Origin of the sequence: Cohnella silvisoli, assembly GCF_021190915.1 — a bacterium.
Taxonomy (GTDB): domain Bacteria; phylum Bacillota; class Bacilli; order Paenibacillales; family Paenibacillaceae; genus Cohnella; species Cohnella silvisoli.
In genome coordinates this window covers 34,809-54,702 of record NZ_JAIOAP010000014.1, presented here as the reverse complement: position 1 = coordinate 54,702, position 19,894 = coordinate 34,809, and the positions used below count along the sequence as shown (strand labels likewise).

At 42.8% G+C, this 19,894-nt stretch carries 13 protein-coding genes, 3 pseudogenes and 1 riboswitch; of the genes and pseudogenes, 12 read left to right on the top strand and 4 right to left on the bottom strand.

What is annotated here, in order from left to right; translation table 11 throughout:
- Window positions 1-17: 17 nt before the first annotated feature.
- The 6 genes and pseudogenes from K7P76_RS33740 to K7P76_RS23200 all read left to right on the top strand — a co-directional run.
- Window positions 18-272 (top strand): annotated as a pseudogene (locus K7P76_RS33740) (nucleotidyltransferase domain-containing protein); the annotation flags it as partial.
- Between the two features lie 129 nt (window positions 273-401).
- Window positions 402-1,934, top strand: coding sequence for an MDR family MFS transporter (locus tag K7P76_RS23225; RefSeq protein WP_232187702.1), 1,533 nt, complete (start codon window positions 402-404; stop codon window positions 1,932-1,934).
- Between the two features lie 388 nt (window positions 1,935-2,322).
- Entirely contained in the window at window positions 2,323-3,399 is a 1,077-nt protein-coding gene (gene rlmN, locus K7P76_RS23220; protein WP_232187701.1) for a dual-specificity RNA methyltransferase RlmN, read from the top strand.
- 220 nt (window positions 3,400-3,619) lie between these two features.
- Window positions 3,620-6,520 (top strand): COR domain-containing protein, encoded by a 2,901-nt coding sequence (locus K7P76_RS23210; protein ID WP_232187700.1) that lies wholly within the window; start codon window positions 3,620-3,622, stop codon window positions 6,518-6,520.
- Window positions 6,521-6,899: 379 nt separating this feature from the next.
- Complete coding sequence (locus K7P76_RS23205) at window positions 6,900-7,445, top strand: hypothetical protein (protein ID WP_232187699.1); 546 nt, start codon at window positions 6,900-6,902, stop codon at window positions 7,443-7,445.
- Between the two features lie 186 nt (window positions 7,446-7,631).
- Window positions 7,632-8,348 (top strand): hypothetical protein, encoded by a 717-nt coding sequence (locus K7P76_RS23200; protein ID WP_232187698.1) that lies wholly within the window; start codon window positions 7,632-7,634, stop codon window positions 8,346-8,348.
- A gap of 342 nt (window positions 8,349-8,690) precedes the next feature.
- Here K7P76_RS23200 and K7P76_RS23195 read toward each other — a convergent pair whose 3' ends face one another.
- Window positions 8,691-9,038, bottom strand: coding sequence for a helix-turn-helix domain-containing protein (locus K7P76_RS23195; protein ID WP_232187697.1), 348 nt, complete (start codon window positions 9,036-9,038; stop codon window positions 8,691-8,693).
- Between the two features lie 179 nt (window positions 9,039-9,217).
- On the opposite strand from K7P76_RS23195, the gene K7P76_RS23190 reads away from it, so the two are divergent.
- The 3 genes and pseudogenes from K7P76_RS23190 to K7P76_RS23180 all read left to right on the top strand — a co-directional run bounded on the left by K7P76_RS23190 (window position 9,218) and on the right by K7P76_RS23180 (window position 11,159).
- Complete coding sequence (locus tag K7P76_RS23190; protein WP_232187896.1) at window positions 9,218-9,748, top strand: JAB domain-containing protein; 531 nt, start codon at window positions 9,218-9,220, stop codon at window positions 9,746-9,748.
- Window positions 9,749-9,826: 78 nt separating this feature from the next.
- Window positions 9,827-9,946 (top strand): annotated as a pseudogene (locus tag K7P76_RS33735) (dual-specificity RNA methyltransferase RlmN); the annotation flags it as partial.
- Between the two features lie 475 nt (window positions 9,947-10,421).
- Window positions 10,422-10,500: riboswitch (ZMP/ZTP riboswitch) on the top strand.
- 59 nt (window positions 10,501-10,559) lie between these two features.
- Window positions 10,560-11,159, top strand: coding sequence for a DJ-1/PfpI family protein (locus K7P76_RS23180; RefSeq protein WP_232187696.1), 600 nt, complete (start codon window positions 10,560-10,562; stop codon window positions 11,157-11,159).
- A gap of 294 nt (window positions 11,160-11,453) precedes the next feature.
- Here K7P76_RS23180 and K7P76_RS33730 read toward each other — a convergent pair.
- Together K7P76_RS33730 and K7P76_RS23175 are read right to left on the bottom strand one after the other, a co-directional pair.
- A pseudogene (locus tag K7P76_RS33730) lies at window positions 11,454-11,813 on the bottom strand (alpha/beta fold hydrolase); the annotation flags it as partial.
- Window positions 11,814-11,922: 109 nt separating this feature from the next.
- On the bottom strand, window positions 11,923-12,840 hold the full coding sequence (locus K7P76_RS23175; RefSeq protein WP_232187695.1) for a PadR family transcriptional regulator: 918 nt from the start codon (window positions 12,838-12,840) through the stop codon (window positions 11,923-11,925).
- Between the two features lie 263 nt (window positions 12,841-13,103).
- Here K7P76_RS23175 and K7P76_RS23170 point away from each other — a divergent pair, with 263 nt between their 5' ends.
- Complete coding sequence (locus K7P76_RS23170; RefSeq protein WP_232187694.1) at window positions 13,104-13,859, top strand: YheC/YheD family protein; 756 nt, start codon at window positions 13,104-13,106, stop codon at window positions 13,857-13,859.
- A gap of 344 nt (window positions 13,860-14,203) precedes the next feature.
- Complete coding sequence (locus K7P76_RS23165) at window positions 14,204-14,593, top strand: VOC family protein (RefSeq protein ID WP_232187693.1); 390 nt, start codon at window positions 14,204-14,206, stop codon at window positions 14,591-14,593.
- On the opposite strand, the gene K7P76_RS23160 is transcribed toward K7P76_RS23165, so the two are convergent.
- Window positions 14,590-15,414 (bottom strand): helix-turn-helix domain-containing protein, encoded by an 825-nt coding sequence (locus tag K7P76_RS23160; protein ID WP_232187692.1) that lies wholly within the window; start codon window positions 15,412-15,414, stop codon window positions 14,590-14,592. The two genes, K7P76_RS23165 and K7P76_RS23160, sit on opposite strands and share 4 nt — an antisense overlap.
- Before the next feature lie 395 nt (window positions 15,415-15,809).
- On the opposite strand from K7P76_RS23160, the gene K7P76_RS23155 reads away from it, so the two are divergent.
- Window positions 15,810-19,712 carry an InlB B-repeat-containing protein gene (locus K7P76_RS23155; RefSeq protein WP_232187691.1) on the top strand — a complete coding sequence of 1,301 codons (3,903 nt, stop codon included), beginning with the start codon at window positions 15,810-15,812 and terminating at the stop codon, window positions 19,710-19,712.
- Window positions 19,713-19,894 lie beyond the last annotated feature (182 nt).

Sequence of the window (19,894 nt, the reverse complement as noted above, 5' to 3'; positions counted from 1 at the left end):
CCTGTCTAAAGAGAAGATCAGTTGAACAAGCCATTTTATTTGGATCAAGAGCTCGAGGCGACGCTAAGTCTAATTCTGACATTGACATAGCGCTAGTTGGTTCGAATATACCCATTTCCTTAAATACAAAGTTAAGGGATGCTGTAGGACTTTATCAAATCGATATTGTAAGGATCGATGATTTAGACAATGACTCTCTAAAGGTAAACATCATTAGAGAGGGTGTAATGATCTATAGTAATGAAGAGGCGGCATCGCTTGCCCGCCAATAAAGAAAAGCGCATCCACACAATGGGGTGCGCTTTTTTTATTGGCATGACTAACACTGACATAATGCTGTCAGTATTGGGTGTCTATACTGAAGTTAGAGATTGCAAATCACTGCGAAGGGAAGATATTTAATGAAAATGCGTCAGAACAAAACGGGAATGGTAGTGGCTGGACTCCTGCTCGCCATCCTGATGGCCTCCATGGATAATACGATCGTGGCGACCGCAATGGGGACGATCGTGGGTGAGCTTGGAGGACTCGACAAATTCGTATGGGTCACCTCTGCATACATGGTAGCGGAAATGGCCGGGATGCCGATTTTCGGTAAGCTGTCCGATATGTACGGGCGCAAACGGTTTTTCGTCTTCGGCATCATCGTGTTTATGCTCGGCTCGATACTATGCGGGACAGCTCATTCTATCGTCGAGCTAAGTATCTATCGTGCAATCCAAGGGACTGGCGGAGGCGCTCTAGTTCCTATCGCCTTTACGATCATGTTCGATGCGGTTTCTCCGGATAACCGCGGCAAGCTCATGGGATTATTCGGTGCCGTCTTCGGCATGTCGAGTATCTTCGGACCGATGCTAGGAGCTTATATAACCGATTATATCAGTTGGGAATGGATCTTCTACATCAACCTGCCGATAGGTCTTACCTCGTTGTTCTTCGTTGCCAATTACTACAAGGAATCTCTTGTACACATCAAACAGCGTATCGATTGGCTCGGTGCCGCCACATTGGTCGGAGCGATCGTGTGCCTCATATTCGCACTAGAGCTCGGCGGCAAAATGTATGCTTGGAACTCGGTTCAGATTATCGGTTTGTTCGCTGGATTTACGATTCTTACCGTGATGTTCCTGTTCGTGGAAGCCCGTGCCAAGGAGCCGATTATTTCGTTCAAAATGTTCCAGGACCGCTTATATGCCACTAGCAATATGGTCGCGCTCTTAAGCGGGGCGGCATTCATCGTAGCCTCAGTTTACATTCCGATCTTCATTCAAGGCGTTCTCGGCGGGACGGCTACAAACTCCGGCTTCGTGCTTCTGCCCATGATGCTTGGAACTGTCGTTACTGCGACATTGGGCGGAGTTGTGATGGCCCGAATGTCTTACCGCTCGATCATAATCGCAACTTTAATCCTTCTTGTGGCTGGACTTGGTCTGTTGACGACGATATCTGTAGATACCTCCCGCCTTGTCATCACCCTGTATATGATTCTGGTGGGGCTCGGAATCGGTGCTTCATTCTCGGTATTGACTAATGCAGCGCTTCACTCATTGCCGATGAATCAAAGGGGTTCTGGAACCGCCACCTTAAATTTCCTTCGTTCGCTTGGAATGATGCTGGGCATTACCATCTTCGGGATACTCCAAAGTCATTCGATGACGAGAAAACTGATCGAATCGTTCTCGGGAGGCGATTCAGCGGCCATACCTCAAGGCATCGATTTCAAAGATCCTTATGTTCTTATGACCCCGTCTACTCGTGCTCTCATTCCGGAGCAAGCATTGGGCACCATCTCGAAAGGGTTGTCTTCTTCCATTTCGGATATATTCGCTTGGGGACTCATCCCTGCGGTTCTGGCCGTTGCGGCTGCTTGCATCATGAGCCGCGAGAAGCATGACCCGAAGGCGGAGATGGAAGCCTATGCCGCTTCCCATTGAACAAACTCACGCACGTAAACCCGAGGGAGTAATCCCCCGGGTTTTTATCCGTTACTTGCTCAATCTAGGAAATCCAAAAAAAGGATATTAAAAGACAACGAAAGATATGACTGTTCGATTGCCATTATTGGGATTGTCACCAATGCTATTTATACGTGGCTGCTTAACCAATCGAAGCCATGAGTCATACGAGAATGAAGAGCACGCGTATTGAGGATTAAACAATAACGGCCGCTGCCGGATATTTATTTCGGTTAGCGGCCGCTTGTCTTCCTGCTTATCTTGCAGGTCGAGGCTTGATGGCTGCCTTTCCCCCTTGTTTATACAAAAAAATTCTGGGACAATAATAAACAGATTGTAGTACCGGTTATTGAAAAGAGGGCAACGGATGAATAAAGAATCTATATATGGACTGACGTTTGATAAATTGACCGCTTGGCTGATGGAACGCGGGCATAAGAAGTCCAGAGCAGCGCAAGTCTGGGAATGGCTCTATCGGAAGCGGGTAACGGATTTCTCCGAAATGACGGATGTCAACAAGGAGTGCGTTCAAGTCTTGTCGGACCATTTTGTCATCCAAACGATCAACGAGCACTTAAAGCAACAATCCGCGGACGGGACGATTAAGTTTCTGTTTAAGTTAAAGGACGGCAATCTCATTGAAACGGTATTGATGAGACATAAATTCGGTTTGTCCGTATGCGTTACGACGCAAGTCGGGTGCAATATCGGGTGCAGCTTCTGCGCGAGCGGATTAATCAAGAAAAGCCGCGATTTATCCAGCGGAGAGATCGTGGAGCAAATCATGAAAGTTCAGCAGCATCTGGACAAAGCGGGCAAAGACGAAGCGGTGAGCCATGTGGTCGTAATGGGCATTGGCGAGCCGTTGGACAATTTCGATAACCTGGTGGACTTCCTGTTGGTCATTAAAGATCAGAAGGGACTCGAAATTGCCGCAAGACATATTACCGTATCGACCAGCGGCCTTGCCGATAAAATATATGATTTCACCGACGCCGATCTGAGAGTTAATCTAGCGATCTCGTTGCATGCCCCGAATGACGAGCTCCGCACGCGGATTATGATCATAAACAAAGCTATTCCGTTAGCGAAATTAATGCCGGCGATCGATTACTATTTGGCGAAAACAAATCGAAGAATAACGCTCGAGTATATTCTGCTGAAGGATGTTAATGACCAGAGGGAGCATGCCCTTGAATTGTCTGAGCTGATCGGTGATAGAAGACCTCTCGTTAATGTGAATTTAATTCCATACAATCCCGTTGATGAGCACAGTCAGTATCAAAGGACCGACCGGGAAACGGTGAGTGCGTTCTATGATACGTTGAAGAAGCAAGGCATTAGCTGCAGCGTCCGCCTTGAGCATGGGACCGATATCGATGCCGCTTGCGGGCAGTTGCGGAGTAAGCAGATCAAGAAAGACATAGCAAATAACCTGGTTTGAAGTTGAGGGCATACTCTTCTTCGGCCGCACGACCTGCCCGCATCAGATGATGCGGGCTATTTCTGCTGGAGCGGGTGTACTATACGTTTAATATTAATTACGGTGAACCGTATCATAAGTAGAGCGAAATAAATTTAGCAGGTAATTTATGAACCTACTATGAAACAGTTGGAAAATATTTTATAATTTCATCATTCATAATAGGAAGGTAGGATATACAATGTCCATACAACTAATCAACAACGAAAAGGTTGATTTAGAAAATATTATACAGAGAATTAGAGATTCAAATGATAGATATATTACTTTAGGTACTAAAGTTAGTGATGAAATGTTAAGCATTATAATTAAATTGGCTGCAGAAGAACAGTGGGAGCATATGCATTTTAATAATGCCGCAATCACTAATATTCCAAAAGACATCAGTAAGATCAAGTCATTAAAAAGCTTGTCTTTTCAAAGCTATCACTTTTTTTCGGAAGAAGAATATTACAATACAATTAAAGTAATACCTGAAGAATTATGTGATTTGGAAAATCTTGAAGTATTGAATTTATTAGGCTGCCCAATCGTGAGTTTACCTTGTGGGATCAGTAAACTTAAAAAGTTATCCTCTCTTTGGTTGAACAATACAAAAATAGATTCACTGCCGGAAGAATTATTCAGTCTTGAAAATTTAGAGCAGTTGAATATTGGTGGTTGTCCAATTGAGAATCTGCCTCCGGAAATCCGCAGGCTTCAGAAATTATCGTCGTTTTTCTTCCATAACACAGAGATTTCGAATATTCCTGTAGAGATGTATGAATTGAATAATCTAACAGAATTAAGTATCAGCAGCAAAATAACAAATATACCATATGATATTACAAGACTAGATAAACTTAGTAAATTAATACTTACTGATTCCATATTAACTGAATTGCCACATCACATTAGTGATTTGACTGGATTGGAGGGAATCTACCTTCATGGAAGTAAAGTCAACTATTTTCCAAACTCAATGAAAAATCTTGTAAACTTGAAAAAACTTGATATAGAAGATACGCATTTTGAAAAAATCATTCCTCCGGAGATACTAAATCAACCTGCTATTGATATTGTCAATTATATTCTTAGATATCAAGAAGACCCCAATAAGCTTAAGTTGAACGAATCAAAAATGATTATCGTTGGCCAGGGAGGCGTAGGTAAAAGCTCGTTGCTGCACCGTTTGATTTATCAAAGCTATAGCGAGCCGGGAATACTTGATTCTACAGAGGGAATTGATGTCGAGCAATGGTCTTTCCAAATAGATGATCAAGACTACAAATTGAACGTATGGGATTTCGGTGGTCAGGAAATCTATCACTCTACACACCAATTCTTTTTAACTAACCGTTCATTATATGTTCTCGTTTGGGATGCAAGACAAGAGGATGAATATGGACGAATAGATTATTGGCTTAATACTGTAGAGTCATTTGCAGGTGATAGCCCAATTATACTTGTAATTAATAAATGTGATGAACGTAAGAATATTAAACATGTTGATCTTAAAAGCTTACAAAATAATTTCTCTCAAATCGTTGATGTATACAAAGTGAGTTGCAGCAATGGAATTGGAATAAACGAGTTAGAGCACTCTATCAAAGAGGAGACAGTCAAACTTCCTTTAACTAACATCGTGTGGCTGTCATCGTGGATCAGGATCCGCAAGCATTTGGAAGAGCTTGCATGTTCAAAAGATTTAATTTCATATACAGAATATCAGGATATTTGCCGGCAATATAACGTTAAAGAAGGAGAAGCTAAAAGTTTAAGTCAATATTTACATGATTTAGGAATAATATTACATTTTCAAAAAGATGTGCTATTAAAAGATTTCGTCATATTAAGTCCAGATTGGGGAACAGATGCCGTTTACAAAGTATTAGATGCAGAAGATGATTTGCTTCAAGATCGTAATGGAATGTTATTTATCGACGATCTTCCTGCCATATGGACGGATCGAGAAGTATATCCAGATGACAAATACTCATTAATCCTTAGGTTAATGGAAAATTTCCAACTTTCATTTGAGGTGGAGAGGAACAAGGTTTTCCTAATTCCTGAGCTAATGAAAAATGACGAGATAGAATTAGAAGGTATTAATTTTAATGATGATACCTGTTTAACATTTCAGTATGAATACGAATTTCTTCCTGCTGGTGTAATGACTCGATTTATCGTTAAAGCACATAATTATTTACTTAATAGAAATGGAAATAATAAAGCTTGTTGGAAGAAGGGGGCCTATTTACATTATAAAAAATCGATAGGAAAAGTAAGATTGTTTGATAATGTTTCTAACAAACGTATTGAGATTCATATAGCTGGATCGAACAAACGGCAAAATCTGGATTTACTTCAACGTATTCGTTCGTATTTTGAAGAAATTCATAATAGTATTAATAAGTTAAAATTGAAAGAGAAGATTCACTGCAACTGCAATCCAGGCTGTGAGCATAAATATGATTACAAAATGTTACTCAGGCTTGAGGAGCATGGTTATGAAGATACGGTATGCGAAAGATCGATGGCTAAGGTGTCAGTAACTTCTCTTCTTGATGGTATTGGATCGTTAAAAGACAGACAGAAGAATAGGGAGCTCTATATGGATAAATTTAATAACATTATATTCAATAATACTATTAACAATGAAAACCATAATGATAACAAAAGCAGCAGTGAGAATAGAAATAAAAATGAAAACAAAAATGAAAATAAAAATGAAAATAAAAATATCACGACAATCAGTATTGAAATTAGAAATATGATTAATGCACTTTCGGGTGATTTGCAAGATATGAAGGATGAAATAACTGCTATTGAACCAGAATTAGCCAATGATTTTGAAAAATTAGAACAAGGATTAAATAAATTAAATGATGCTGAATCTAAGGAAGAGATAATTCGATCTGGAGTTTTAAAGAAATTTGATCGTTTCATGCAGGAAGTTCAGAATGAAGAGTCGCTACTTGGCAAAACAATAAAAAATATTAAGTATGGCGTTTCAATTGCTCAGGATATAGCAAATAAATACAATACAATTGCAGAATGGTGTGGTATGCCGGTTGTGCCCAAGCCTTTTTTGAAAAAGTAGTAGTGTAAATATTTACTTTTAAGGGCATCCACAATCGGATGCCTTTAAATTTTGCCGTTACTTGTGATACGGTGAACCGTACCACAAGTAACGGCGAAAAATTTGGATGTTGGGGAAGCTCGGGGAATGTTGAAGGGCATGTAGAATAGTGTGATAAAGAGCCTCTTAGAACTGGTTTTAGGGGTTTTTTTTATTATCCATAATCGTGTTATTCAGCTGTGAACTACGGGAATTTTCTAAAAAAATCATTAATTTGTGTTACGATTAAAATCGAAAGGAATTACATTACATTTATGGATACGGAAAATGCCGAGTCGTGGATAGTTATGAACTTCTCAAATAAGACGTTATCTAAAATACGAAGAAAGTAGGTTATTACATGGCTGTTTACAATTCATTTATTAAAAAAGCGGTCAATAATGCACTATCTCAGTTTATATTACGGGATACATATTTATTGAGAGAAGATGTTAGTGAGAGAGCAATTACGCATAAGTTTGCAGAATATCTTCAATACGAGTTTGGATCATTTTACTCTGTCGATTGTGAGTACAACAGAAATTTCCTTCATCAAGGGCGATCGAAGATAATTCACGTTCTTGATAATGAAATAAGAGAGTTAGTCAAAAATAAATCTACTCTCGAGATAATTAATGATTTAGCGTACAGGGAGCTTTCGGTTTATCCCGATATTATTGTTCATAAAAGAGGAAAATCAAAAAATTTACTTGTAGTTGAAGTGAAGAAATCAAGCAATCAAGTGGGTAATAAACTCGATTTTTTAAAATTAGCAGCTTATACAGATCCTACTGAAGCTAATAATTTGCAGTATCAATTTGGGCTGTTTATTAATTTTGATATGATCTCATACAAAAACCATGAGTTGTGTTGGGTTAAGGATAGTAGAAGAGTTCAAGATCTTTGAGGACTGTTTCAATTATAACATCGTATTCACGCATCGGGTCATTCAGCCCTCGATCTGCCAGATGCATTTCGGGGAAGTAGAGTCAGGCGGGCACAACGATCTCCTAAGATGAGAGCTATCTAAGGGGGATCGATGTCGTGAATAAAAGAACGTTCGGTGAAATTCCTAGAAGAAGGGGTAAAGCAAATGACTAAAAGAGAAAAACTATCAAATTTTATCTTAGAAAACTTTAGTTTATTGGAATATGACTCTGGAAGTGGAAAATCATTGAAATTTCCAGAATTTCAATTACACGCATTAGACTATTTGAAGTTTGCCGAAGAAGAGATGGAAAATAGAACAACTCGTTCTTTAATTAATTGTATCTCTCATTTGAAACATGCTACAGATTGCCAGATGGATACATTTTTACATGTTCTAAATCTTTATAAAGTATTTGATAAGAAAAATTTGAAATTTGATGTAAAATTAAAATTTCTAAAAGATATTGGGTTATTTAGTTCAAAATCACTTTCTAGACTTAATGTTTTTAGAAACAGAATGGAGCATTATTACGAAGTTCCTAAAATTAATGATATTGAAGTATACTATGACCTGATAACAGCGTTCGTTGGGGTTTTACAAGGGGCACTTAGCATATTGGCAAACTATGGCAGTGGTGTTGGCATGTATATTGACGAAACAGAAAATAATTCTTTTACTAGGTTTTCTATAGAATATCACTATGATGAGCAACAAATCACTGCTAATTGGGACACAAAGGAACTGGAAGAAGAATTAATTGTTAAAGTCAATGAGCAGGATGATTTTACTTATTTTTTAAAAGTGTTGTTTTTAATCCATCATAGAGAGTCTTATGCTAGTGATAGTTACATAATAAACCAATTAGCTATCGTAATCTGAGTGTAATCAATCTTTTGAAGATATACTCAACGGAACATCAACCAACAATATGTTCAAGTTCCGGGACACGCCCCTCGGGTTCGGCAACAACGGCTGCGATTGATCATAATCGATTCTGTAGGGGTGTTACAGCAATTGGCTTCGCTTTCTCACTGGGGATATCGAAGCCTTTTTTGGTTTGAATCTTGCTTGATTTAGGAAGGAGTCATACAATAGAACCCTAAAATAATCGGGAAATAGGGCACCTAATCTAGGTGCCCTATTTCCCCGTTTGAGTGATACAGTGAACCGTTACATAAGTAAGGGCAAGTTCTGTACAGCAAACTTTAGAGGCCCACATCCTCATGATTTTCCATGCTTCTTTTCTTCCCAATCAAACATAGTGCGAAGTAATTGAAGAACGACCGCTTGATCCTCTGGCGACCTTGCGGATAGATCCTCCATAATTTCACCCAGAACGTCTTTTTTCTCCATGGGATCGAGATGTCGGAACAATTCCTCCAATGTTACACTCATTCCGCGGATTAATTTTTGAAGAGTTTCAATCGTAAGATTCTTCTCTCCACGTTCAACTTGGCCGATATAATTGGCATTGATGTCCGATAACTCGGAAAGCTTTTCTCTTGAAAACCCTTTGGTTATTCGAAGTAGACGAATTCTTTCGCCTACTTTTTTCGTTATATCGGCCATGTGATATCACCCCACAGTTAGATTACCTGAGGTGACCAATTTAAATAAACGAACTAAAAATACCAATTGACATATAATTAGAATATATAGATACTAATTATATATTTTTAGTGATGATATATACAAAATTAATGCTTTAAAGATCGGTTAAACTACCCTCAAAGGAGAACGAGTTTGTGATGCAATATCCGATTGTGTTGCCTGATACAGAAACAAAGAAGGATAAGGCTCCTAATTGCCGGAGAAAGCGGGTAGCGCTAGTTCGTCTTCATCTGGTGCGGGAATCTTCTCTATTAGCTCGCTATACGATCAATTCGCCAGAAGATGCCAACGATATTTTCCGTCAGTTCCTCGGCTCGGAAAGCGATCGCGAGCTTTGTGCTCTGTTGTGTCTGGATACCAAAAATCGGCCAACGACTTTACAGGTAATTTCTATTGGAACACTGGACAGCGTTCTAATCCATCCCCGCGAAGTTTTCAAAACTGCCATAATAGCAAATGCGGCATCTATTATTTGTGCACATTGGCATCCAAGTGGGGATCCTGAGGCGAGTGCAGAAGATGTGAAAATTACATATCGACTAACGCAGACGGGTGCCATTATTGGCATAACGTTACTGGATCATTTGATTATGGGCTCGGACAATGGTTATCTCAGTCTTAAAGAGAGCGGTCTGATGGATATGATGAAACATGTAAGAGTCACGTAGCAGCTAATAGAAGTAAGGAAGTGTGCCGCTTACATTTGGATGCGAGTACTGCGGAGGAGAGATGCACCGTTAAGAACAATAAAAAAACAAGTCATTAGCTGCAGCGTTCGCCTTGAGCACGGGACCGATATCGATGCTGCTTGCGGGCAGTTGAGGAGTAAACAGATCAAAAAGGACATAGCAAATAATTTGGTTTGATGTGAGAGATCATACTCTCCTTCGGCCGCCTGACCTGCCCGCATCAGTTGATGCGGGCTATTTCTGCTGGAGCGGGTATACTATGCGTTTAATATTAATTACGGTGAACCTTATCACAAGTAACGGCAAGTTTTTTGGCGGTGATCGGGCGAGATTGCTTGAGGGGCATCGGATTCTGATGCACAAGCTCCTCTAGAACTGGCGAATTCTCCGTTCAGATGTGCTTTTCGAGGCAATCATCCGTACCACAACCCAGTTTCAAGTGAGGAAGGTCAAGCCTAAAATGGAGTCAGAAGTGTCGGTACTGTCACGTCGGAGCAACTGACGGAACTGACGCTTTCTATGCCTTAGATCGTGAGGGTGAATCTTGAAGGATGCTTTTGCTTGGGAAAAGCAAAAGCCCCAGCATCAGTTTGTAAATTTTTGAAAATTTTATTGGAGATTTTGGGGATTTCTGATAGTATCTAAATTATATTAAGGTATGTGTGACTGGCGTAACGTAGGTAACTACGAGGGAGCACATATTTCATAAGCCGTACGCCTGGGCAAAGTATTTGATCTTAGATCAGATGCTTTTTTTATTTCAAATTATTGAAAGGTCAGGTGGCTCAGGATGAAGATGGCTTACATTCTGTTTGACAAGATGACATCGTTAGATTTTGTTGGTTTTTACGAAGCGGTATCTTGGTTAAGAATCTTAAAGGCTAAAGAGGGAGTATCGTGGGATCTCTGTGCAAACAAAGAGGAAATTACAGACGATCGAGGTATGACATTGAAAATCAAACATGTCAGCCCAGATTTATCCGGATATGATTTGATATTTATTCCTGGTGGTATGCCTACTAGAGAATTGAGATATGATACTGAATTTGTTTCTTGGATTCAAAGTGCCCGCGATGTACAGTACAAAGTATCAGTCTGTACAGGTGCTTTGCTTTTAGGGGCTGCAGGGTTCTTAAATGGAAAAATGGCGACAACGAACCCATCTGCATATGAATTGTTGACTCCTTATTGCTCAGAGGTTGTTAAGGCCCGAATTGTACGGAATGGGGATACTTATACGGGTGGCGGTGTTTCAGCTTCTATTGATTTAGGTTTGTACCTTGTTGAATCATTAACGACAGCAGATATTGCGAGAAAGGTTCAAAAGATGATGGATTATCCTTACTATAGGCCAGGAAATTTATCTGATATTTTCATGCCCGTCGAATAGCGCTTTATATTAATTATTAATGATCAAAAGGCCATCCTTTGCTTGGATGGCCTTAAAATTTGCCGTTACAGACAGCGCGGTGATGCGTATCGCGCATGCTGGTACAACAGAGAGTTGAGTTGAATGTAGACGCAGCAATGTTAAAAAGTAAATACAGGTAGATAGTCACTGAACTCGACTCTTCAGGCAGCAGCTCGATCCTGGCTTGTTGTGCAAATTGTTTAAGTCGCTTAATACTCTTGATTGCATGTATTAATTGATCAGAATCGCCAAAAAGCATTAAAATCGGCATAGTTAATTGATAAAGTGACTGATCACTAATTTGAGTGTTTGTAGCTGACCCCATTTTCCAAGTAGTGAGAAAAAAATTGCTTTCCATAGGAAACTGGCTTTTTCATGTGCAAGCCCTCCGGGACAAAGCAAAACCAAATTATCAACCTTATCCGGATAGGTGGTAGCGAAACTCAATGCCATCCAGCCGCCTAATGACATAGCTACAATTGAACACGTGCTTAATCCAAGTGCATTTATTGTTTCATTCAACAATAGAGCATATGCACCATTTTCGTAGCTTGGTCGGCTTGCCGCTGATAATCCTGCTTCTCCAATAATGTCGATTGCAAAGACATTGTAGGTTTTAGAAAGAGAAACTACATCGCCGTACCAGGTGAAAGAGTTCGATACGCAGGAGGATCAGTGGGGGATTGTCCTTTGATCCAGACTCTATGATAAAAGTCGGTCCAAGACTTGTCTCAACTTCTTTCTATTTCAGAAGCCATTTTTCAGCTTCTTCTTTACTTTCATACAATCTAAAATGATTGCCTTTGTTCGTTTCCATGGCCATTTCTTTAAATCTGCCTTTTTGAATTGTCTCCTGAGGAATAATAGCAGCAGCTTTTATACCATAGTTTATAAATTTCTGAATAATATTGCCGGCTAATCTGGTTTTAAGTTTGAAGAAGTCTTCTGATAAGGCTGCATAGTGTATCATAAGCGCATTTGTCTCATGTTCCCAGCATAAAGATATTAGATCAAGTGCATCATTCTCTGTACTTAAAGGTTCAGTAGTAGAAATGAGTTCAATATATTTTTTACTCTCTATTTCTCTAATTTGATAGTTCATTTTGTCTTTTTCCTCCATAACTTCATTTTCAAACAACTTCTGACGGGTTTCACGGACCCAATTAAGTTCATTATTATAGGTTGAAATAATGTTTTCTGAAATCATCTCCCATATTAAGCTTTCCCTTGTGCTCCTATTAGGTGAATGAAGAGCACGTCTGTATTTCTCTTTCTGCATAATCAATTGCAGTTTGATTTCATTTTCATATTTTGAGAGTACCTCACTTAATTCTTGATTACTTAACATATCTGACCATGCAAGCTGCACCAAACATGTTTTTTTTATCTCAGGAGCTTCGGGTGATGACACAAGCCATTTTTTTAGTTCGTTAAGTCCTTCTTCTGTTATGGTATATATTTTTTTTGAAGGAGAGTTATCCTGATGGACCACCTCACTGGTAACAAAATCTTCATTTTCCATATTCATTAGAGCTTTGTAAATTTGATTATTATTACCGGACCAATACATGAAGGAGGAATCCTCAAAAATCTTTTTTAGTTCATATCCTGTTGAGGACTTCCAACTCAGTATGCCTAATATTGCTAATTGGATTGACATAATTACACCTCGTTATAAATAACATAGGTTAATAGTAACATATGATATTATGATGGTCAATCTAATTAAGGCCGCAGGAAACCATTTCCGACTTCTATAATTGAAGGGTCTATCTGCTGTATGATCGATCTGTCTTTTGCTGGTTTTATCAGCAACTGCTGATTTATGGTGAGAGCCGTCTTTCAAATTTTTATCGCTGCATAAGATATTTATTAAGTCACTCAAGTCGGTTCTTAACAAAGATGGGAGATGTGAAGAGTTCGATGAAATACAGAAGCAGTACAGTCGGCAGTAAATGGACAAAAACGAAATGGCTGTTAAAACGGCGAGATTTTCTAAAACATATTCCTCAAACCATGTTGTTCAATAAACACAATCTGACAACTATGCTGACCTCTCATTCCGTCGTCTATTTTAAGCCTACGAACGGTTCAGGCGGGGTCAACATTATCCGGATAAAAAAACGGGCACAAGGGTATCAAACGCAATCCAATTCCATCAAAGTCGTTTACCGTACGATAGATCAATTGTTCAATAATCTGAAGCGGTATTCAGCTCATAGGCCGTACCTGTTGCAGAAGGGAATTGCATTAGCCAAGACAAACGGACGGCCCTTCGATATTCGTGTTATGGTTCAAAAAACAAATGGAGGCAAGTGGGTAAGCACAGCTGTATTTACGAAAATAGGACGGTCAGGAAAGGTCGCTACGAACTATAATCAAGGAGGGAAAATTGGCTACTTTCGTTCAACCTTGTCAGATGCAGGATATCATGCAGCCTCCATTCAACGAAAGGAAGCGAAGTTGAAGCGGATGGGTGTCTCCGTGGGGCATTGCTTTGATCGACATTTGAAGGGATTCAGAGAACTTGGTTTGGACGTCGCGCTGGATTCTGCAGGAAAGCCCTGGATTTTGGAAGTGAATACGAGACCTCAATTTTATCCGCTGAAGCACTTGAAGGATAAGGGATTATATCGACGAATTGTTTCTTTTGCCAAACAATATGGGAGAAGGAAATGACAAAGGTGAATGCTTGCCGGGATTCGATTAGGAATTGGTTTCGAGTCTCCTAGCGGGTGCATAAGTTGCTTGTTGGGCTCCCTGAAGATGGTTATCGTTTATTGAAAATATAGAGCGCTCACCTAATAGGTAGCGCTCTTACTTTGTCTTTGGGAGATAAACATACCCGTATAAATTAATTGTATAGACAATGGAATGATAATGGTCGTCTATTGGGTAATAAACTGTAACGGCAGGTTTTTCGTGTTTTTACAATACGGGTTTCCGTAAATTTGTTAAATTAGGCATAGGAAACCTTTGTCCTGCCGGGCTAGCCACAATATGTATAGAGAGGTAGTGGAACAATGAAATTGTCGCAAATGAGACTGTTGGTAGAAGATTTTCATAAAAGTGTAGCGTTTTACAGAGACGTGATGGAGATTCCAATGGGATTTTCCGCAGAGGAGATGCAGTTCGCATCGTTTAATACAGGCGAAACCAAAATAGAAATTTTTTCTCGTCAAAATATGGCTGAAGTAATCAATGAAAACAATCTTCCAACCGGCGCAGAACCACAATCGAAATTTTTACTCGCATTTGCAGTAGATCAAGTCGATGAGGTTTGCGCCCGTTTGAAAGATAAAGGGGTGGTTCTCCTTAACGAACCTCATGATCGACAGGCTTGGAATGCAAGGGTCGCTCATTTACGCGATCCAGATGGTAATGTGATCGAATTATACAAACACCCGCTTTAACGGCCTTTGCCCGGGTTCACTTCACTTAACAATTTGGTGTAGATTTCCGGAGATTTTCCTACGATGGATTTGAAGTCTTTAATGAAATGAGCTTGATCGTAATAACCGAGATCCAAAGCAAGCCTTGACCAGTCGGGAATATCGCCATCGGCCATTTTTTCCACCGCTTCGTGAAGTCGGTAGCGTTGAATCATCCATTTGGGACTGATCCCCACATACTGACGGAATAACATTTGAAACTGTCTTTTGTGAATTTGAAAGCGGCGCACAATGTCATCAACTTTAACGATACTTCTGTCGGAGATGATACTTTGCACGATTGTATTAATGAAGTCGACATGGTTGTCTGGTTCAGGAAGCCGTTCCCGAATAAAAGATTCTGCAAAAGGAATCATTTGTTCTGCGGTTTCCTGAGAAAAAAGCTGTTGTTCCAACGCTTTGCTGCTTATTCCGAAGATTTCTTGGAAAGGCACCATGCAGCCCGTTAGGGTTGAAACGGGTTTTTGCAGAAACAGATAAAAGGCTCCAGGCCGGAATTTAACGCCGAAGACTGCTCCTTGTTCCTGAAGAAGCACAGAAAATCTCCCTTTAAAGACGCCCACAATTCGCGAATTGTCTCTTTCGAAAACAAGATGAACGGAAGGATGAGGCAAGGTTTCTTGAAGGTGCGGTTCCTGCCCCCGAAGATCCCAGCGGACAACCCAATAATGCTCAATGAAATGAATGAGATCGGCGGAAGGTGAGTATTGGGAAACTGAAAATTTGGGCTTTTCCATATTTACATTTAACAGTCCAACGGGTTTCCCGAGTTTCAATTGCATCAGTGGTCACTCCAGTGTAGAACAGCTTAGGAGTATAATTACAAATATTATAACATAGCTGCAATCCGTGCTTTAATGATGGAAATGAACCCTCCATTGCTTTTGTGATGGCGGGTTTTTGTCGTGTTAAAAACATGCCGTTATCGATATTTGGGGTTTCGATCTCGATACTATGATAAGATTCGCGCAAGAGTTACAAGAACCGTTCCCGGTTTTGGCTAAGGGACGGTTCTATTTTTATCTTGTGAGAAATTTGGGAGTACTGATTCGTATAATTCAACACGTATCTCCTGCAGCCGATCGGTATGGAAAAAGCTGAGAAAAGGGCGGCACCTGAACGGTTTTTATTTTCTGATTGATGCTTGTAGTCCATAAGTAGGGAGACGAAGAGAAGAATGAGAACAATGAGTCCTAATAATCGCAAGATCGGCAATAGAATGCTGGCCTTGTTCATGGCGGCCGTGATCGTCTTGGCTTCCGTTGCAGGGATGTTGACCGCGGCGAAGAAGGCGCATGCGGCCGGATTTGCGCCTATGTTGGGGGAAATCAAGCTGTTCCCGTACAATGACGCGCCTTTGGGATGGTATTACTGCGCAGGGCAGGAATTGCCGATTGACGGAAATCAGCAGTTGTTCTCCTTGCTCGGAAACAAATTCGGCGGAGTCGGGCAAAGCACGTTTGCCCTGCCTGATTTGCGCGGCATGGAGTCGGTGCATGGAGTGGGCTATTACATGGCGATCTCGGCCTCTTTTCCTCCTCCGATACCTGAATATCCGGGTGTATCCATCATGGGCGAGATCAGACTGTTTCCGTATCCGGACGAGCTGATACCCGCTGGGTGGCTGCCGGCGGATCATCGGGCTTTGTCCAAATCCCAATACATGGACCTTTTTTATTTGATGGGTACGGCTTACGGCGGAGACGGGGAGACAACGTTTGCATTGCCGGAAGTTCCTTCTCCGATGCCCGGCCTTCGGTATTACATTTCTACCCAAGGAACACCGCTTTATTCGAGCAACGGCTCCCCGAACTCGTACGGAACACAATATGAGTATCTTGGAGAAATCGTTGCGTTCCCCTTTCGATCGTCGGCATTATCTTCTTTCTGGACCGAAACCGACGGCTCCGCGTTCTCGATTGCACATTCTTCGCTCCTCTTCACGCTGCTCGGAGCAAGGTTCGGGGGGGATGGAACGACTTATTTTTCGATTCCTGATATGAGCAGCGGCAGAGATGATCTGCTGTATTATATGAAGACAAGAATTTCCGATGGAAACAAATCTATCGGCTATTATCCTGTCTTGACCAGGGAGTCGGCTCTCGCGGCGAATCCGGACAGCTATCGGACGAACGTCAATGCGCCCCTCACGGTGTCTGCACCGGGTGTCATGTCCAATGACAGCAACGCCCTTACCGCCATGCTGATCGATAAGCCTGCGCACGGAACCGTAGCGATGAACAAAGACGGCTCTTTTGTCTATACGCCCAACTTGAATTATGCGGGCTCGGACAGCTTTACCTACCTGGCGAGCGACAATTATCGCAGCAGCGGCAAAATTACGGTTCAGCTGTCCGTAGAGGAGCCGGACCCCGTTATCACGGGGGTGACGAATGGAGCGACGTATGATCGCGATGTAACGATCGATTTCACGAACGGAACGGCGACTTTGGATGGCAACCCCATCTCAAGCGGGACTGTGGTAAGAACGGAAGGCGCGCATTCGTTAATCGTGACCTCTACGTATGGGAGCCATACTTTGGTCATTGGTTTTACGATCGATAATACCCCGCCGCTCGTATCGGGCGTCGCCGAAGGAGCCATCTATAGCGAGGCTCCGACGATTACGTTTAACGAAGGGACGGCGCTGCTTGACGGCCGCAGCTTTACAAGCGGATCTGTTGTTAGTTCGGATGGACCGCATACGCTGGTGGTCACCGACGCGGTAGGGAATATGACGACCGTACATTTCGCGGTGTATTTGCCCAGGATGGTCAGCTTCGACAGCAAGGGAGGTACGGCTGTAGGGAGCCAAGCGGTTCCGTATAACGGCAAGGCTTCTGAACCTGCGGCGCCGACGAGCACCGGGTATACGTTCAGGGGCTGGTACACGGACAATGGCATGACGACGGCGTATGACTTTGACGCACCGGTTACGGGGAATTTCATGCTGTATGCGAAGTGGACGATTAGCAAGTACTCGGTTAGCTTTGACAGCAATGGAGGTTCCTCTGTTACTAGCCAGACTGTGGAATACAATGGAACGGTAACGAAGCCGGAGGATCCATCACTTGTGGGTTACACGTTCGCAGGCTGGTATTCGGATAGCGCATTTTCTTCGGAGTACAATTTTGCTTCGCCAGTCACCGATAACCTCCCGCTCTACGCGAAGTGGACGATTAACAAGTTTACGGTTAGCTTCGACAGCAATGGAGGTTCGCCTGTTGCCGGCCAGACCGTGGAATACAACGGAATGGTAACGAAGCCGGAGGATCCATCACTTATGGGTTACACGTTCGCAGGCTGGTATTCGGACAGCGGGTTCACGACGGCGTATGACTTTGACGCACCGGTTACGGGGAATTTCCCGCTGTATGCGAAGTGGACGATTAACAAGTACTCGGTTAGCTTCGACAGCGATGGAGGTTCGCCTGTTGCCGGCCAGACCGTGGAATACAACGGAATGGTAACGAAGCCGGAGGATCCATCACGTACGGGTTACACGTTCGCAGGCTGGTATTCGGATAGCGGGTTCACGACGGCGTATGACTTTGACACGCCGGTTACGGGGAATTTTCCGCTGTATGCGAAGTGGACGATTAACAAGTTTACGGTTAGCTTCGACAGCAATGGAGGTTCGCCTGTTGCCGGTCAGACCGTGGAATACAACGGGGCGGTACTGCAGCCGGCTGATCCGACGCGTATGGGATATACGTTTGGAGGTTGGTATACCAGCAAGATGCTGACAACAGCGTACGATTTCGCATCTCCGGTAACGGGTGACATTAAGCTCTATGCGAAGTGGAATCTTATTCCGGTTTCTGTGCCGACCGCACCGACTGCACCGACCACGCCGGCCGAACCGACGGCAGCTGACAAAGGCATTGACGCCGGTGGATTGGGGGCAGGAGCGAGCGTGAAGGAAGTAAAGAGCGCGGATGGCCGGGATGCCATAAACGTATCCTTCGATGCGGATAAGCTAACCAAAGCATTCGTTTCCGATGGCAATCCGGTCAAGACGATCGAGATCACGGAGGCTGTTCCCGAGGTTCGGGTTGAACTTCCGATGAGCGCACTGGCGGAACTGGCAGCCAAAAAGCCGTCTGCGGTCGTTGAGATCAAAGTGGAGGGAGCGAGCTATCTTCTCCCGGTTAGCTTATTGAAAAATATCCCGACCGGCGCCAACGTCACCATCACCATCACCATCACCAAAGTATCCAAACAAACGAGAGATGACGTGGAAGACGCGGCGGCTCGGGAGGGCGCGAGGCTCCTGTCGAAGGACCCGATCAGCTTCGAGATGGAGATTAACGGCAGGCAAATAACGGATTTCCAAGGCAGATATCTAGAACGAACGCTGACCCTGGATAGCGAGGTTGATCCGGCTTCCTTGGTTGCGGTTTGGTACGATCCGAAAGGCGACTTGCATTTCGTGCCCGCGGTGGTTTCCGAACGAAACGGATCCCGCATCGTAACCATCCGATCTCCGCATAACAGCATCTATGCGCTGATCGAGACGAACCATGCATTCGCCGATATGCAGGGGCATTGGGCCAAAGCGGACGTGGAACTGCTCGCCAATAAGCTGATCGTTCAGGGAACGCCGGACCATAAGTTCTCGCCGGACAGCAGGATTACGCGGGCGGAATTCACGGCGCTTCTCGTAAGAGCCCTCGGTCTTCTTGAGGTACAGCCGGATAAACCGTTCACGGATGTCAAGGCAGACGCTTGGTATGCCGGTGCCGTGGGTGCGTCGCAAAGAGCGGGGCTCGTGACCGGCAACGCGGACGGATCTTTCCTACCGGAAGAGGACATCACACGCGAGCAGATGGCTGCCATGATCGTGCGGGCCATTCGAACGGCAGGCAAAGACGTGGCCGTGGATTCGAAGACGCTGGATAAGTTCAACGATCGCAGCGAAATCGCAAGCTGGGCGCAAGATGCAACAGCCCAAGCCGTCTCTGTCGGCATCATTAACGGCGCGACGGATTCGACGTTCGCTGCGAAGAAACATGCTACGCGCGCCGAGAGCGCCTCGATGCTGAAGCGGATGCTGCAGTATATAGCGTTTATCAACTGATCGAATCGAAGAACCGCCGCGATGCTGGAAACGCGGCGGTCTTCGTTTTTGTGGGGCTAAATGGAATTATGGTGTGATGGGGATAAATGGAAAATTCTTTGAGCATTTATACAAACTTCCAGTTAGAAAACGATAGATCAATAATATACGAAACGCTTACAAAGTAAGTAGTATATAGTATA